Source organism: Prosthecobacter sp. Pr1, assembly GCF_057652315.1.
On record NZ_JBYFBS010000008.1, the window covers coordinates 75,930 to 91,776 of the forward strand.

Sequence of the window (15,847 nt, forward strand, 5' to 3'; positions counted from 1 at the left end):
CGGCGCAACTGGTCTGCTTTATGCCATCCGTCCGCAGCACTGCTTGTACTTCTTCCCGCTGCCGCAGGGGCATGGGTCGTTGCGGCCGACGGTGCTTGGGGCGGCTTTGGGCTTGGGTTTGGCGGCGCTGCTGGGGAGGATGAGGCGGGGGCCGTCGCGGCCGGGATTGGGGGCGGCTTGGGGCTTCTCTTCTTCTTCCTCTTCCTCACGGCGCTGCGGCGCTTCGTTTTCACCGCCCTGCAGGGCCATCTGGGCCAGGAACTGCTCAAACGCGGCGAGCTGCTGGGTGCTGCGGAAGAGGTTGCCGAGGACTTCGCCGTTGATGTTGTTCATCAGTTCCGCAAAGATCGTGAAGGCTTCCTGCTTGAACTCGATGAGCGGATCTTTCTGGCCGTAGGTGCGCAGACCCACGCCTTCCTTCAGCGCATCCAGCGCATACAGGTGCTCCTGCCACAGACGGTCGATGGCATTGAGGAGGATCATCTTCTCGATCTCCTGCAAGGCGGTCGGATTGGCGGTGCCCACCTTCACTTCGTAGGCGCCGAGGATCTTGTCCTTCAAGTAGGCGGACTTGGCTTCGAAATCGAGCTTTCTGAAGTCATCATCCAGCGTGCGCAGTCCCACGGGGAAGGTCATGTTCACCCAGGCGAGCAGGCCTTCATAATCGGCCAGGTCATCGCCCTTGATGTCCTTCGGCACGAAGGCGCCAAGGCGTTCGGTGACGCCCTTTTCCACGGCCTCATTGATGAGGATGCGGGTGTCGTTGCTGTTGAGCACGTCGTTGCGCCATTCGTAGACGACTTCGCGCTGCTGGTTCATGACGTCATCGTATTCGAGGACGCGCTTGCGCCAGACGTAGTTGCGCTGTTCCACGCGCTTCTGCGCGGTTTCCACGCTGCGGTTGAGCCAGGGGTGCTGGAGTTCCTCACCCTCCTTCATGCCAAAGCGCTCCATCATCTTCGTCATGCGCTCGGCGGCACCGAAGTTGCGCATGAGGTCGTCCTCAAAGCTGAGGAAGAATTTGCTTTCGCCGGGGTCACCCTGACGGGCGGAACGTCCGCGCAGCTGGCGGTCCACGCGGCGGCTTTCGTGGCGCTCCGTGGCCAGCACGAAGAGGCCGCCGAGTTCGGCGACGCCTTCACCCAGCTTGATGTCCGTACCACGACCGGCCATGTTGGTGGAGATGGTCACCGCGCCGCGATGTCCGGCACGGGCGACGATTTCAGCCTCCTGGCGGTGATACTTCGCATTGAGCACGTTGTGCGTGATCTTCTTCAGCTTGAGCATGCGCGAGACCATTTCCGAGGCTTCGACGCTGGCGGTGCCGACGAGAATCGGCTGGCCCTTGGCGTTGAGCTCCTGGATCAGCTCGATCACGGCGGCGAATTTCTCGCGGCGTGTCTTGTAGATGCTGTCGTTGTGATCCTTGCGCTTCACCGGACGGTTCGTCGGGATGGTGAGCACATCGAGTGCGTAGATGTCATGGAACTCGGCGGCGTCGGTTTCAGCCGTGCCGGTCATGCCGCCCAGCTTTTGATAGAGGCGGAAGTAGTTCTGAATGGTGATGGTGGCGAGCGTCTGGGTCTCGGCGTCGATCTGCACGCCTTCCTTGGCTTCCACGGCCTGGTGCAGACCATCGCTCCAGCGGCGTCCGGCCATTTTACGGCCCGTCTGCGCATCGACGATGACGACCTTGTTCTCCTCGACCACGTATTCGACGTCCTTCTCATAGAGACAGAAGGCGCGCAGAAGCTGGCTGATCTGGTGAATGCGCTGACCCTGGTGGGAAAGGCGGTCCTGCATCTCCGTCTTCTTGCGGGTGCGGGCTTCTTCGGAGAGCGTCATGTCGCCGTCGATCTCAGAGTACACCGTGGCGATGTCCGGCAGCACGAAGGCGTCCGGCTCGTCGGGGCTGAGGAAGTTGCGCCCCATCTCGGTGAGATCGGCGTCGTGGGATTTTTCTTCGATGAAGTAGTACAGCTCTTCCTTGAGACGGAAGAATTCCACCTTCTGCGTGTCGGCGTAGAGCGAGAGCTCGGCCTTTTCCATGGCACGGCGGAGTTCGGGATCCTCCATGCAGCGTGTCAGCGCACGGTTCTTCGGCTGGCCCATCTGCACCTGGAAGAGCTTCAATCCGGCCTGCTCCAAATGACCTGCGGCAGCGGCTTCCTTGGCCTCCGTGATCAGGCGGTTGCAAAGCGTGTTCTGGCGGCGCACGAGCTGGTCCACCAGGGGCTTGTAACGCTCATACTGGTGATTGCTCTCCGCAGCCATGACAGGACCGCTGATGATCAAAGGCGTGCGTGCTTCATCGATGAGGACGGAGTCCACTTCATCAACAATGGCGAAGTAGTGGCCGCGCTGCACCTGCTGCTCCTTGCTGGAGGCCATGCCGTTGTCGCGCAGATAATCGAAGCCGAACTCGCTGTTCGTTCCATAAGTGATGTCCGCCTGATACTGCTCGCGGCGCAGGTGGCTTGGCTGGTCGTTTTGAATACAGCCGACCGTGAGACCAAGGTACTTATAAAGGCTGCCCATCCACTCGCTGTCACGACGTGCGAGGTAATCATTCACCGTGATCACGTGCACGCCACGTCCGGTGAGCGCGTTCAAGTACACCGGCAGCGTACCGACCAGCGTCTTCCCTTCCCCGGTCGCCATTTCAGCGATCATGCCGCGGTGCAAGGCCACACCACCGACAAGCTGCACATCAAAGTGCACCATGTTCCAGCCCAGCGGCTGGTCGCAGACGATGATCTCGCGTCCGCACATGCGGCGGGCGGCGTTTTTCACCACGGCATAGGCTTCCGGGAGAATGTCATTGAGCATCTTCGCCTCGATAGCGGCGAAGTCCGGCTGGATGGCGTTCCAGGCTTCACGTGCGCGGTCGATGCGCGCCTTCTTGTCATCCAGGGCGGCGCCGTTCCAGGCAGAGCTGGCGAGGTAATCATTTTCCAGCGCCGGGAAATGCGGCTTCAGCGCGGTGAAATATTTCTCCACTGCTTCAAGGCAGGCGTCCACCTCAGCTTCATTCGCGATGCGCAGGCTCACCCCGCCGAGGAATGGCGGTGTGTGAAAGGCGCGGAACTGGGCCTGCCATTTCTGGGTGCGTTCCCGCAGCGCTTCCTCCGGCTCGTTTTGAAGCAGGGCTTCGATGCGGTTGATCTCGGCCACCGTAGGTTGAAGCTTGCGCACAGTGCGCTGGTTCTTGGTGCCGATGATTTTTTTGATGATCCAGTTGAACATGGGAAATGAGAATACGCCGCCCGGCTCACATTGGCCGGGTCGGGGGGAGGCCGAATGTGGCGGATGTCAGCCAACGCGCAAGGACTCAAAAAGGCCTCTTACCGAAGCACCACATCCTTCACCCGGCGCGGAATCATGGCATTTCGCACCACTTCAGGCTGCACACTGCGCAGGAAATCGAGCAAAATCACCGGTGATTCCACGATCATACGCTCGATCTGATCACGCCGGTGCGTCCAGCGCGAATTGCGGTGCAGGTAGTCGAGGTCGGCGAGGATTTCATCGACATCGCCCTCGCTGAAGCCAGCGAGCTGAAACGCATAGGGATCGTATAAAGGCATGGCGGCTGCGGTCTTGGAACGGTCGCAGACCAAATCGAGAATGCGTGATTCGACAAGCGCTTCCATCTTCATTTTTTTGGCAACGAGTGCCATTGACAGCGGTTGTGATGTAGCTTTTCGCCGCGCTTCACGTTTAACTGGCACCTCATGCCCCGCATCCTCTGGCAAAACACGGACATCACCTGGCTCGCCGCCCTGGTGGTTCTTCTTGTCATCGGGCTGCTCTGGCTGGGCTACCGACGCTCTCCGCTGCGCGGCTGGCGAAAATTAGCGGCGATGTCCTGCAAGCTGGCCGCCCTCGCTCTGCTGGCGCTCTGCCTTCTCGATCCCCTGTGGACGCAGCAGCAGCCGAAGAAGGGTGAAAACGAAATCATTGTGCTGGTGGACACCAGCGCCTCTTTAGAAACGGCGGAAAAACCGGGCGAGGTCACGCGCGCGGCTCAAGTCACGGCCGCGTTGAACTCCGGCGCGGAGGATGCCGCGTGGATCAAGTCCCTGGGCGAGGACTTCCGCCTGCGCCTCATGACCGTCGGATCACAGACGCAAAGCGTGCCGCATTTCCGCGCCTTGAAGTTTGACGGTTCCCGCTCGGATCTCTGCCGCACGCTGATAACTCTGCGCAGCGGCGGCTCGAATCTGGCAGCTGTGGTATTAATAAGTGATGGCAATGCCACCGATGCCTCCATTTGGAAGGCGGAGGCCAAGGGTGCCCCCATTTTCACCGTGCTGGCCGGCAAGAATGCCCCCACCCCGGATCTGGCGATCCTCGATGCCACGGTGGCGACGAGTCCCTTTGAAGACGCGCCCATCACCATCACCTCCCATGTGTCTGCCCAGGGGCTGAATGGCAAACAGGCCACGCTTTCCGCGCTCGATGAACAGGGCAAAGCCATCGTGACCGAAAAAGTCACCTTCAATGGCAGCTCTCCCCAGACTGTGCGTCTGCGCATTCCGGTGGCCAAGCCCGGAGTGTCTTTCCACAAGCTCGAACTCAAGGGCGAAGGCGTCAGTGAAGCCACCCTGGCCAACAACACACGCTTATTAGAGGCGGATCGCGGCTCCGGCCCCTACCGCGTGCTCTACATCGCCGGCAGGCCGAACTGGGAGTACAAATTCCTGCGCCGCGCCATCGCAGCGGATGACGACATCCAGATGCCCAGCCTCGTGCGCATCGCCAAACGCGAGCCCAAGTTTGAATGGCGTGGCCATGCCGGTGAGAACGCGAATCCGTTGTTTCGCGGCTTTGGTGCCAAGGAAGGCGAAGAAGCGCAGCGCTATGATCAGCCCGTGCTCATCCGCCTCGGCACGCGCGATGCCAAGGAACTCAGCGATGGCTTCCCCAAGGCTGCCGAAGATTTGTTCAGCGAGTACCGCGCCATTATCATCGATGACCTCGAAGCCGGTTTCTTCACGCAGGAGCAGATGCACCTGATCCAGCGCTTTGTCAGCGAGCGCGGCGGCGCGCTGCTCATGCTCGGCGGGCAGGAGTGCTATCAGGCGGGCGGCTATGATCACACGCCCATCGGCAGCATGCTCCCAGTCTATCTTGACCGCACCACCACGGCAGGCCCGATGCTGGATGCGCGCTTCAATTTGACGCGTGAGGGCTGGCTGGAGTCCTGGATGCGGCTGCGCACAGATCGTGAGGAAGATGAGAAGCGCCTCTCCGCCATGCCTTCCTTCTATGCCATCAATCAAACCTTCGCCATCAAACCCGGCGCCAGCATTCTGGCCACGGTTTCCGATTCAGCGCAGACCACCATGCCCGCCATCGTGTCCCAGCGTTTCGGTGAGGGCCGCGTGGGCAGCGTGCTGGTGGCCGACCTGTGGCGCTGGGGCATGAACGATGCGGATTCGCGCAAGGACATGGAGCGCGCATGGAGGCAGCTCATGCGCTGGCTCGTGGTGGATGTGGCCGACAGCATCTCTTTCTCCGCCGAAACCGATCCCGCCGACCGCGAGCGCGTGAAGCTCTCCGTGCGCGTGCGTGACCGCGCCTTCAAGCCGCATGGCGATGCGCTGGTGAAGATCGAAGTCACGCAGCCCGACGGCAAAAAATCCCAGCTCTTCGCCGAGCCGAGTCTTAAAGAATCCGGGCTGTTTGAAACCGAGTTCTTCTCCTCCGCCACCGGCAACTACCGCGCCACAGCAACCGTGGAAGACATGGAGAAACACACGCAGCTCGGCATCAAAACCACCGGTTGGACCTACGGCCCGCAGGCCGAGGAATTCAGCCGTCTGGCCCCGGACCGCGCCTTTCTGCAACGCATCGCCACCGAGACCAGCGGCCAGATGCTCGCTCTTGATGAAATCACCAAACTGCCAGACTTGCTGAAGAACATCCGCGTGCCCATCGAAGTCACGCTTTCCACCCCGCTCTGGCATACGCCCTGGATCTTCCTGGCCCTGCTGTTTTTCATCGGCACAGAGTGGTTTTTGCGGAGAAAGGGAGGGATGGCATGACGAAGAAAGCACTGATGAGCTTCAGCTCGTTCCGGCGTGTTTTGACGAAAAGTCCCCGCCTCTGCCTGCGGTGCCTCCAGAGCGAGCTAAAGCTCGTGAGTACTTTATGCTTCGCATTGCTCGCAAGCTCCCTCCACGCCGCCCCGCGTGAGCTCGATGTCCTCATCGTTCTCGGCGCACCCGGCACGGAGGAGTACGGCAAGAAATTCAAAACGCAGGTGGATGCCTGGACAAACGCCTGCACCAAGGCGGGTGTCACCCCGTCAGTCCTGCGTGGTGAAAAGACCACCGAAGAACTCGAAAAACGCCTCACCGCTGCAGATCCTGCTCACTCCTTGTGGCTGGTGCTCATCGGCCACGGCACCTTTGATGGACGCGAAGCCAAGTTCAGCGCGGAAGGACCCGACTTTGATGCCAAGCAATTCGCTGAGTGGATCAAGCCGCTCAAGCAGGAGGTCGCCGTGATTCACACCGCCTCGGCCAGCGGCGGCTTTTTGAAACCGCTCTCCGGCAAGAACCGCGTCATCATCACTTCCACCAAAAGCCCGGACGAAGTCTTCTATGCGCGCTTCGGTGAATTCTTTGCCGATGCCATCGGCGGACTGCCCGAGGCAGATCTCGATCAGGACAAGCAGGTCTCCCTGCTGGAAGCCTTCCGCCACGCCAGCAAAGCCACCGCCACCTTCTATGAGAATGACGGACGCCTCGCCACCGAGCACGCAATTCTCGAAGACAACGGCGACGGCGTGGGCACCCGCAGCGAAGTCTTCGGCTCAGACGCGCCCGTCCCTGCCGGCATGGCCGTCGATGGCGCACGCGCCGCGCAAATGGTGCTCGTGTTAAGTGCGGAGGAGCAGCAGCTCACCGATGCCCAGCGAAGCACACGGGATGCGCTGGAGCGCGATTTGAAAACCTTGAAGGAGCAGCGGGCGAAGCTCAAGGAGGACGATTATTATACGAAGCTCGAATCACTGCTGCGCAAGCTGGGTGAGGTTTATGGGACGAAGTCATGACCTGCAAAGTTCATCTTTCTCCGTCGAACGTGGACTGCGAAACTCGGTGCATGCCAATTGATTTCGGTGCCGCTGGCCGACAGACAAGAGTGTCTGTCGTACTTGGGAAAACCGCGCCGCAATCAATCAGTACGATAGACACTCTTGTCTGTCGGCCAGCGCTTCACCAAAACCCCAAAACTTGCAAGCTACCCACCCAGCTCGCCGCCGCAGTCTGACGCTTTCGGGGTTCAATTTAGCACCTGCATATCACATCATGAGCAAAACAATCCAGGGCTTTCGCGAGAAGGACTACGGCATGTTCATCGACCTGACGGATGCCATGAGCAGTGTGAGTGTTGACCGGAAAACTGGCAATCTGGTCTTGCAGGAAGGAGCAGGTGAGGACCGGTTTAACGGTGCTTTGATCACGTCTGATTTTTGTCATGGTTTTACGCTTAGCGCGACCCCTGAGGGAACCCGGGCGGTAGGCCTGAGATTTGGCGACCAAAAATCTCATGTACTGGGAACCACTGAAGATGAAGCCGGAGCGCTGCAATGGCTGAAAAAGGCATGGGATGTGATCCGGTCAAACCAAACCACCGAACAGTCCACTGAGATCATATTTGCTTCCTCGCCTGCGAGTACGGTTGGGGACCATCTTTTGCAGCCACATTGAAAGACCTCATCTTTCGACAGGAGATTCACGGATCATCCCGCCCCGCCACAAAGTCCTGAAATGCCTGCGCCACGCGCTGCGTCACGGGACCATCAACACCGGGCATCGCACGCTGATCGACGCGAGCCAGCGGATGTACATCACGCGTGCTTGAGGTGAGGAAGGCTTCTTCGCAGGCATGCAGGGCTTCGATGGGCAGCGGGGTTTCTTCCACGGCAATGCCTGCGGCAGCGCAGGCCTCCAGCACCAGCGCACGTGTCACGCCTGCCAGACAGCCGGAGCTCAGCGGCGGTGTTTTCACCACACCAGCGCTGACGATGAAGATGTTCGTGCCCGTGCCTTCGCAGAGTTCATCGCGGGTGTTGGCAAAGATCGCCTCCCCCGCCCCTTCCCCGTGCGCAAGCGCCAGGGCGCGCACGTTGTCGCCATACGAAGTGGATTTGATGCCTGCCAGTGCGCTGCGCTCGTTGCGCGTCCACGGTACCATCATCACTGTATCCGTGGGTGGCCAGGGTTTGAGAGGCGTCGTCGCCACGATCATCGTCGCAGGCGCCTCTCCGCGATCTGATCCCAGCGGACCATCACCACTGGTGAGCGTGACACGGATGCGCGCATCGGTGAGTTCATTCGCCTGCATCGTTGCCAGCATCGCATTCACATAAGTCTCAAACTCGGGCGGCACGATGTTCATCGCCTGGCACGAAGCCACCAGCCGACGCCAGTGCCGCGTGGGTGTGAAGGGTTTGCCATGGCGTGCCACGAGTGTCTCGAAGACACCATCACCTACCAGAAAGCCATGATCGAAGGGAGAGATGCGGGCTTCAGAAGTGCTGACGATGCGGCCGTTGATCCAAGTATGGGAGGGAAGATTCACAGCGGCAGCATGGCTTGAATAAAAACATTCTCAACATATGCACTTTGTGCTTGCAGGATCTTTTTCATGCGCCAGAATCTCGCCCTCAAACTTTCCGGATCGAACCGAAAACGAACCGAAAAATTTGCGGGTGTAGCTCAGTGGTAGAGCACTTCCTTGCCAAGGAAGATGTCGCGCGTTCGAATCGCGTCACCCGCTCCATCAATCTCCGAAAGATTGATGGCATCAAGTAACCTTGGCCTTTTAAGGCTTTGATTGGTGCCCCAAAACCTCCCTCCTCACGATTGTACATTCATGTTTGTCTGGTCCAAACTCACTGCTTCACGTTCGGCTGATATCTGGGAGGAACGTTTCGCGCAGAGCACGGACGCCACTCTCGTCATCACCAGCTTCCCTGGTCGTAAAATGATCCGCCTGGAGGTTTATTGTGAGGCTCAGTCTCGCGCGAAGGCCATCCAGAAAGAATTCGGCGGCGAGGTGTCCAAGTTAAAATCGCAGAACTGGGCCGCACATTCATCCCAGACTCCGCCGCCGGTAAAGGTGCGAGACACCTTCGTCATCTGCGCCGCCAAAACAGAAGCGGAAATCAAGCAGGCCAGCGCCAAATTTCCCAACCGCGAAATCATTGCCGTACCGGCCGACATGGCTTTCGGCACCGGCCACCATGCCACCACCGCCACCGTGCTGCGCCTGCTCGTGGATGAGGCTGAAAAGCGCCGGGCCGCCGGCAAGAAATGGACCATGGCAGATCTCGGCTGCGGCAGCGGCATCCTCGCCATCGCTGCGGATAAACTAGGTGCCTCCCGCGTCTGGGGCTGCGACTACGATCCCGCCGCTGTGAAAATTTCGCAGGAAAATGCGGTGCGCAACCACACGCCCAAAGTGCGCTTCACCAAGGTCGATGTCCTCAAGTGGGAGCCCAAGCAGACCTGGGACATCGTGGCCGCCAACATCTTCTTCGACATTCTGGAGTCGGCGTTTCCGCAGATGGTGCGCTCCGTGGCTCCGGGTGGCATCTTGATGCTCTCCGGCATTCTGAAGTCTCAGGCCAAGGCCTGCCTCGCCGCTGGAAAGCGCGCGGGCTTTGTGGTGGAGAAGATCGTCACCAAAGGCAAATGGGTGACCGCTCTGGGCACGGTGAAAAGCCGCTGATCTGGCGCAGGTCTTGCGTGAAGCAACCCGGACAGGGGCGTCATCCCTGCCGCCACAACATCCTGCACTTAATTCTTGTATTTGAGGAGCCGGGCGATTTATTATCAATAGATTCAAGCAGCCAATCATGCTTTTCGATCCCGCTTCCTCATCCGGCGGGGCTGGATCCTCCTCCAGCCCTCTCAAAAAGCGCGGCCTGCTCAAGAAAGCTCAGACGCAGGAAAATCGCATCGGCCTGCTCCCCACCGAAGGCTGGCGCAAGCGCAACATCCAGTTCCTCAATGAGGTGCTCATCCCCACCCTGTTTGCCCCGCGTCGGCCGGGCGAGGATTTCGGCCTCCTGCCTGTGGCCACGAGCAACGAGATCGCCGTGACGTGGCTCGGTCATGCCGGCTTCTTTTGCCAGGTCGGCGGCGTGAACATCGCCATCGACCCCAATTGGGCGCTCTGGCACGGCCCGGTGAAGCGCGTCCGCCACCCCAGCGTCTGGGCGCATGACCTGCCGCACATCGATCTCGTGCTGGTCACGCACGCGCACTACGACCACCTGCACCTGCCCAGCCTGCGCAAGCTCGCCGCCGCCCAGCCCATCATCGTCCCGGAAGGCGTCGGCAAAGTGGTGCGGAACTGCGGCTTCGGGCGCATTGTGGAGCTGAAGACCTGGCAGAGCGCCACCTTTCAGGATCTGCGCATCACCCTCACCCCCGCACGCCACTGGGGCGCGCGGATGATTCATGACACGCACCGCCAGTTTGGCGGCTATCTTATCAAGTCACCCGACCGCTGCCTCTTCCACTGCGGCGACAGCGCCATGTTTGACGGCTTTCAGGAGATCGGCAAACGCGCCAGCATCGATCTCGCGCTCATGCCCATCGGTGCCTACGATGCCCCCAGCGGCCGTCAGGTGCACATGAATCCCGAGGAAGCCCTGGACGCCTTTCAAATGATGGGCGCCCAGTCGATGATCCCCATGCATCATGACACCTTCCCCCTCGGCGGCGAGCCTCTCCATGAGCCAGCCGAGCGCCTCGTGAAAGCCGCCATCGAACGGCAGTTGGAAAACCGCGTGCGCCTCCTGCGCGAAGGCGAGTCCGCCATTTACTGAGTGAGTCCACGCCCGGCACTGCTCCTCATCGCCGCCGTTTCAGCGGATGGCTTCATCTCCACCGGCACCGGTGTGCCCTGGCAGCTGCCACGGGATAAAGAGCACTTCCGCCGCATCACCCGCGGCCAGTGGCTGCTCATTGGCCGCCGCACCTATGAGGAAATGAATGGCTGGTTTGAGGATCATCACCCCCTGGTGCTCACGCGCAGCCCCGTGTATCTCCCGCCTGTCGGCGAGGTCGTGGCCAGCGTGGCCGAGGCCCTGCAAGTCGCCGCCGCAGGGGGGGCCGCAGAACTGTTTGTCTGCGGAGGCGGAGAGGCCTACGCCGCCGCCATGCCCTGCGCCGACCGCCTGATCCTGACCCACGTGGACTCCCCACTCGGCAGCGGTGTCCCCTTCCCCACGGTGAATCCCGCTGACTGGCAGGAGACCGACCGGCAGGATTTTCCCGCCGACACCACTCATGCCCACGCCATCAGGTTTTCCACCTACGATCGCCTCAAGCCACCCGCTCAGGCCTCGGACGGCACATTATAATAATTTCAAGATGAGCAAATTCACGTTTGGGTGTATCTAAGCCTTGCAGATGAACCTTTCCTCCTTGTTCAACCCCGGCTCAGCAGTCGCCCTGCTGGCAACCGCCGTGCTCTGCGCTGGCTGCACCAGCCTCAACACCGCAGCCACGGCCGACAAGTCCGCGACCGCTGACAAAACCGGCACCAAAGACATCTCTCTGGTGAAGTCTCCCACTGATTTGAGCTTCCTGCTCAGCATGAGTTTCGTGGAGGCCAAGAGCATCTCCACGCAGCAGCTGGAGTTCCCGCCCTACATCAAGATCGCCGCAGACTCGATCCAGGTCTTCAAGTACTCGCCCGATGGCAAGCCGCTCAAAGCACGCGCCCGTGGCAAGGTGTTCATTGAAATGAATTTCAACGAGCCCGCCAAGGCGCTCTGCCAGGAAGCCTTCATCACCGGAGATGAAATCATCCTGCGCGGCAGCCCCATTCTGCAGCGCGGCGGCAGCATGGTCGAAGGTCTGGATGAAAGCACCATCTTCTACCTCTTCGGTACTTCACTGCGGGTCATCGGCCTGCACAAGGTGAACAATCAGAACGAAATCGCCTCGATGATGCCCACGCTCGGCACCTGGGCCGCCGGACCCAATCCGCTGCTGCCGCCGCTCACTGAGAGCGCCGTCCCCTCCAGCATCCGCGACTCCATGCAGCGCGCCGCCGAGGCCGAAATGCTGCACCAGAAAACACGCGAACTCTACGGCCCCGCCGACGCACCGCCTGCAACCCCAGCACCCGCGCAGCCCGAAAAAGCAACGGACAAACCCAAGTCTGCACCGCCCCCTGCGGTCACCAAAAAACCCACCGTGGAAATCCGCCGCGCCGTGCCGAACAAGCCTTCCTTCTGGCACCGCTTCAAGACGGACAAGAGCCGGGCGTGAGTCAGCGACTGATGCAGGTGCCTGCAAGTGCGCGCCAGCGTCTTGGACTGCGGTGACAGAGATGCAAGGCGCAAGCCTGCATCGGCGGCACCGCTTTCGTGGGGTGATGAATTTTCTTTGGCCCTAGCGCGCCGTCCGGCCTGCAAAAAGCGGCGTCGCGCCCAGGCTTGCCGCACGCATTGATATCATGAGCCATTGAAACCGGGTCTGCATGCGCGGCGCGTGCAGCAGGGCTGGTAGGGCTCCGCTGTGTCGGGGCCGAAGTTTCGGGTCTGCGGCGTCGCAGGCGCTGAAAAAGGTACGCCGTCCTTGGAATGTCGAAAGGAGGGGCGGGCCTCGATGGATTTCAGGCGCATTTCTCCACAGCGCTCCCAGACTCCTTTTCAACGGTTGATGGTATGATTCGCTGCGCTCACCCTTCGGGCAGCCTGCGGCTGTCTTACCTCCGCTGCGCTCCGGTTCCAAGACGCTGCCGCGCCCGCGTGAGAACTGGTGCCTTCAGCGCGACCCAGCATCCAGCCCCCTCACCCCACGATCGCCTGCGGCACACGCCCATGCACATCCGTCAGGCGGTAATCACGTCCTGCGTAGCGATACGTCAGCTTCTCGTGGTCCATGCCGAGCAGGTGCAGGATGGTCGCATGCACGTCATGCACGTGCATCTTGTCCACCGCCGCTTTGAATCCAAACTCATCGCTCTCTCCATAGGCCGTGCCGCCGCGCACACCACCACCGGCAAAGAACATGGAGAAGCCATGCGGATTGTGATCCCGCCCGTTGCCGTTCTCACTCACCGGCGTGCGGCCAAATTCTCCGCCCCAGACAATCAGCGTGTCTTCCAGCATGCCGCGCTGTTTCAGATCTCCGATCAGCGCCGCGATGGGCCGGTCGATGTCCGCGCCCAGCTTGCGCGTCTGCTCATCGTGCTTCGAATGCGTGTCCCACGGCTGGCCGTTGCCATAGTACAACTGCACGTAGCGCACACCGCGCTCCACCAATCGACGAGCCATCAGGCAGCCGTTGGAGAAATGGCTCTTGCCATACATCTCGCGCACCTTCGGCGGTTCCAGATTCACATCAAAGGCATCCGTCGCCGCCGACTGCATGCGGTAGGCCGTTTCCATCGCCTGGATGCGGCCGTTCAGCGCCACATCCGCACCACCGCGTGCCGCCAGATGCTCCGCATTCAGCGACTGCATCAGGTCGATCTGCCTGCGCTGATCGAGCTTGCCCAGCTTCTCATTCGTCAGCCATGGAATCATCTTCTGCGGCTCCAGGTTGGAGTGATTGATGTACACCCCCTGATGCTGCGCCGGCAGAAACGCACTCGTCCACAGCACCGAAAACCGCACCGGCTTGCCCGGGCACAGCACCACAAAGGAAGGCAGGTTCGCATTCTCATTGCCCAGGCCGTAGCTCAGCCATGAGCCCATGCTCGGCACGCGCTCGGTCATCGTGCCATTATTCATCAGCAGCAGCGCGGGACCGTGATTCGGATTGTCCGTGTGGCAGGAGCGCAGCACGCACAGCTCATCCGCATGCTGCGCCAGATTCGGCAGCAGTTCGCTGATCTCCAGCCCGCTCTGCCCATGCTTGGAATACGCATACGGAGACGCCAGCAGCCCGCCCGTGGGCCGCTCCGTGCGCAGGTCCGCGCCTGCCGGCTTCTGCCCCGCATACTTCGTCAGCCCCGGCTTCGGATCAAAGAAGTCCGGCCCAAACGGCCCGCCGTTCATGAAGAGCTGGATCACCCGCTTCGCCTTCGGCACAAAGTTCGTGCGCGGAGCGGCATGCAGCGTGGAAGCCAGCCCCAGCGCGCCCAGCCCGCCGCCCATGCGGGAGAGCAGTTCGCGACGCGAGAGTGCGGAGAAATCAGACATGCGGAGTGTACGCAGCCAAAGCGCCGACGCTTGCGCGCCATTGCATCCAAGTTCGGACTCAGGGCTTTGCCCCCGCAGCAGCCGGGGCACTGGCATTCATGCGCGCATGCAGCCCAAAACCGAGGGGCAGATACAAAGCAAAGCCGTAGGCCAGAAACCAAACGCCGATGCGCAGCCAGAACTTCACCGGCTGCCGCGCCCGAAACGTCAGCGCCCAATACCCATTCACACAGCCTGTTTGCAGCGTCTGAACCAGACGACTCGCCACGAGAAGGCTCCAGAGCGGTACCAGCACCGTCACCAAGCCAAACGAATGAATGACCGCCCCATAAACCGCCGACAAAACCGAAAGCAAAAAAAGCAGCCAGACCCACGGTGAGCGAAGCTCAATCCGCCTCATCGGCACGCTTTGCCGCTGCGCCGTCAGCACCACCTCAGGCTGAGATGCCCCATCCGGCAGTCCACTGTCGATGATCCCGCCACAGCCCGGACATTGGACCGCCACGCCCTTGGTGCGGTGACTTCTTCCTACACCGGGGCGTTGGCAAAAGGGGCAGCACAGAGACTTCCAGCGCCGCTGAATCTGAATGCCGACGACCAAGAACCCCGCCACAGCAATGATCTGCAAAACCATGACCACCGTCTGCTCCGACGATCCACCGCCGGGCACCTGATTCAAGTAAGCCCCAAGAGACGAAAACAGGTCGGCGACTGAACACACAGGCATCCCTTGGGGCAGATAAAAGCACAAGCTGTCAGTCACCCGGCCAGTGAATCAGTTTTCTTCATGCCTGGCAATTCCACTTTCAGAGCGTTCGTGGAACCTTCCTTCCACTCACCGCCGCGTTGACTCAATCCACCATCTCAATCTGAAACGGCGACAGCATCTTCAGCGCCTCGCCCTGGGCGCTTTCAAAGGGATACACCATGACATTCGGCACCACGCAGTTGAGGTGAAAATCGAAGAACTCGCGCATGTAGTCCGCCGTGAAATCCGCGTCCGGGTGCATTTGCCGCCAGAGGATCGCCTTGATGACGTAGGCATGGCAAAACACTGCGATGCGCTGCTCTTCACGCTCCTGCAGGGCTTTGAGTGAGGCATCCACGCGCTCGCAGAAATGCCGAAACGTCTCCGCGCCCTCGCCATCGCAGTAGTCGGGGTCGCAGCGCTCCCAGTACTGGCGGGCGGGCTCGCGGCGTGTGGTTTCCGTGGTGCCGATGTAGCGGCCCGGCGCCAGGAAGGTGAGCTCATGCACCGGCAGCTCCACCACCTGCACCTGCGGGTGCCGCCGACAGAGCGGCACCGCCGTGTAGACCGTGCGGGAGTAGCGCGACACCACGATGAGATCCGGGTCCGTCTGCCACTGCGCGGCTACCGCCTCAGCCTGCGCCAGCCCCTTCTCGCTCAGCCCGATGGCATGCGGCGTGTCCGTGGGAAACCCCGCGTTGCTCAGACTTTCGGCATGACGAATGAACCAGATCTTTTTCATATTTCACCTCCGCCATAGGCGCTCTGAGAGGCAGTAGCAAATGCAGGTGCGTTTAGATTGGAAATGGGGACCGTGCGTCTGGCCGAAAACAGCACGCTCCCCCCTGCGGATGCTTCATATTGAGCAAGGGAATGAGGATCAATGGAATGAAGTTTCAGTCACATTCCTTTGC

Annotated in this window: 13 protein-coding genes and 1 tRNA gene; 8 read left to right on the forward strand and 6 right to left on the reverse strand. The window is 60.7% G+C overall.

The window, feature by feature from the left end:
* Nucleotides 1-18: 18 nt before the first annotated feature.
* Entirely contained in the window at nt 19-3,246 is a 3,228-nt protein-coding gene (gene secA, locus AC24GY_RS14820) for a preprotein translocase subunit SecA (protein WP_487684378.1), read from the reverse strand.
* Between the two features lie 98 nt (nt 3,247-3,344).
* Entirely contained in the window at nt 3,345-3,680 is a 336-nt protein-coding gene (locus tag AC24GY_RS14825; RefSeq protein WP_487684381.1) for a hypothetical protein, read from the reverse strand.
* A gap of 54 nt (nt 3,681-3,734) precedes the next feature.
* Between AC24GY_RS14825 and AC24GY_RS14830 the strand changes: the two genes are divergently transcribed.
* From AC24GY_RS14830 to AC24GY_RS14840, 3 genes are all read left to right on the forward strand, one after another.
* Nucleotides 3,735-6,050, forward strand: coding sequence for a glutamine amidotransferase (locus AC24GY_RS14830; protein ID WP_487684384.1), 2,316 nt, complete (start codon nt 3,735-3,737; stop codon nt 6,048-6,050).
* A 95-nt stretch (nt 6,051-6,145) separates the two neighbouring features.
* Complete coding sequence (locus AC24GY_RS14835) at nt 6,146-7,063, forward strand: hypothetical protein (RefSeq protein ID WP_487684387.1); 918 nt, start codon at nt 6,146-6,148, stop codon at nt 7,061-7,063.
* Between the two features lie 256 nt (nt 7,064-7,319).
* Complete coding sequence (locus AC24GY_RS14840; protein WP_487684389.1) at nt 7,320-7,721, forward strand: hypothetical protein; 402 nt, start codon at nt 7,320-7,322, stop codon at nt 7,719-7,721.
* A 25-nt stretch (nt 7,722-7,746) separates the two neighbouring features.
* On the opposite strand, the gene AC24GY_RS14845 is transcribed toward AC24GY_RS14840, so the two are convergent.
* Nucleotides 7,747-8,595, reverse strand: coding sequence for an aminotransferase class IV (locus AC24GY_RS14845; protein WP_487684391.1), 849 nt, complete (start codon nt 8,593-8,595; stop codon nt 7,747-7,749).
* Between the two features lie 126 nt (nt 8,596-8,721).
* On the opposite strand from AC24GY_RS14845, the gene AC24GY_RS14850 reads away from it, so the two are divergent.
* The 5 genes from AC24GY_RS14850 to AC24GY_RS14870 all read left to right on the forward strand — a co-directional run bounded on the left by AC24GY_RS14850 (nt 8,722) and on the right by AC24GY_RS14870 (nt 12,305).
* A tRNA-Gly gene (locus AC24GY_RS14850) sits at nt 8,722-8,796 on the forward strand.
* Between the two features lie 93 nt (nt 8,797-8,889).
* On the forward strand, nt 8,890-9,747 hold the full coding sequence (locus tag AC24GY_RS14855; RefSeq protein WP_487684394.1) for a 50S ribosomal protein L11 methyltransferase: 858 nt from the start codon (nt 8,890-8,892) through the stop codon (nt 9,745-9,747).
* A 127-nt stretch (nt 9,748-9,874) separates the two neighbouring features.
* Nucleotides 9,875-10,852 (forward strand): MBL fold metallo-hydrolase, encoded by a 978-nt coding sequence (locus AC24GY_RS14860; protein WP_422320141.1) that lies wholly within the window; start codon nt 9,875-9,877, stop codon nt 10,850-10,852.
* Entirely contained in the window at nt 10,853-11,389 is a 537-nt protein-coding gene (locus AC24GY_RS14865; protein ID WP_487684398.1) for a dihydrofolate reductase, read from the forward strand. It begins immediately after the preceding gene.
* A 49-nt stretch (nt 11,390-11,438) separates the two neighbouring features.
* Nucleotides 11,439-12,305 (forward strand): hypothetical protein, encoded by an 867-nt coding sequence (locus tag AC24GY_RS14870; protein ID WP_487684401.1) that lies wholly within the window; start codon nt 11,439-11,441, stop codon nt 12,303-12,305.
* A 524-nt stretch (nt 12,306-12,829) separates the two neighbouring features.
* Here AC24GY_RS14870 and AC24GY_RS14875 read toward each other — a convergent pair.
* From AC24GY_RS14875 to AC24GY_RS14885, 3 genes are all read right to left on the reverse strand, one after another.
* Entirely contained in the window at nt 12,830-14,185 is a 1,356-nt protein-coding gene (locus tag AC24GY_RS14875; protein ID WP_487684403.1) for a DUF1501 domain-containing protein, read from the reverse strand.
* 58 nt (nt 14,186-14,243) lie between these two features.
* The gene (locus AC24GY_RS14880) at nt 14,244-14,912 is read right to left on the reverse strand and encodes a hypothetical protein (protein WP_487684406.1); all 669 of its coding nucleotides are present in this window, start codon (nt 14,910-14,912) and stop codon (nt 14,244-14,246) included.
* A gap of 124 nt (nt 14,913-15,036) precedes the next feature.
* Complete coding sequence (locus AC24GY_RS14885) at nt 15,037-15,675, reverse strand: histidine phosphatase family protein (protein WP_487684409.1); 639 nt, start codon at nt 15,673-15,675, stop codon at nt 15,037-15,039.
* Nucleotides 15,676-15,847: the final 172 nt, after the last annotated feature.

Coding starts and splice junctions, on each gene's coding strand:
- AC24GY_RS14880 (WP_487684406.1), bottom strand. CDS start 14,912: ATGCCTGTGTGTTCAGTCGCCGACCTGTTTTCGTCTCTTGGGGCTTAC.
- AC24GY_RS14875 (WP_487684403.1), bottom strand. CDS start 14,185: ATGTCTGATTTCTCCGCACTCTCGCGTCGCGAACTGCTCTCCCGCATG.
- AC24GY_RS14855 (WP_487684394.1), top strand. CDS start 8,890: ATGTTTGTCTGGTCCAAACTCACTGCTTCACGTTCGGCTGATATCTGG.
- AC24GY_RS14840 (WP_487684389.1), top strand. CDS start 7,320: ATGAGCAAAACAATCCAGGGCTTTCGCGAGAAGGACTACGGCATGTTC.
- AC24GY_RS14870 (WP_487684401.1), top strand. CDS start 11,439: ATGAACCTTTCCTCCTTGTTCAACCCCGGCTCAGCAGTCGCCCTGCTG.
- AC24GY_RS14825 (WP_487684381.1), bottom strand. CDS start 3,680: ATGGCACTCGTTGCCAAAAAAATGAAGATGGAAGCGCTTGTCGAATCA.
- AC24GY_RS14830 (WP_487684384.1), top strand. CDS start 3,735: ATGCCCCGCATCCTCTGGCAAAACACGGACATCACCTGGCTCGCCGCC.
- secA (WP_487684378.1), bottom strand. CDS start 3,246: ATGTTCAACTGGATCATCAAAAAAATCATCGGCACCAAGAACCAGCGC.
- AC24GY_RS14885 (WP_487684409.1), bottom strand. CDS start 15,675: ATGAAAAAGATCTGGTTCATTCGTCATGCCGAAAGTCTGAGCAACGCG.
- AC24GY_RS14860 (WP_422320141.1), top strand. CDS start 9,875: ATGCTTTTCGATCCCGCTTCCTCATCCGGCGGGGCTGGATCCTCCTCC.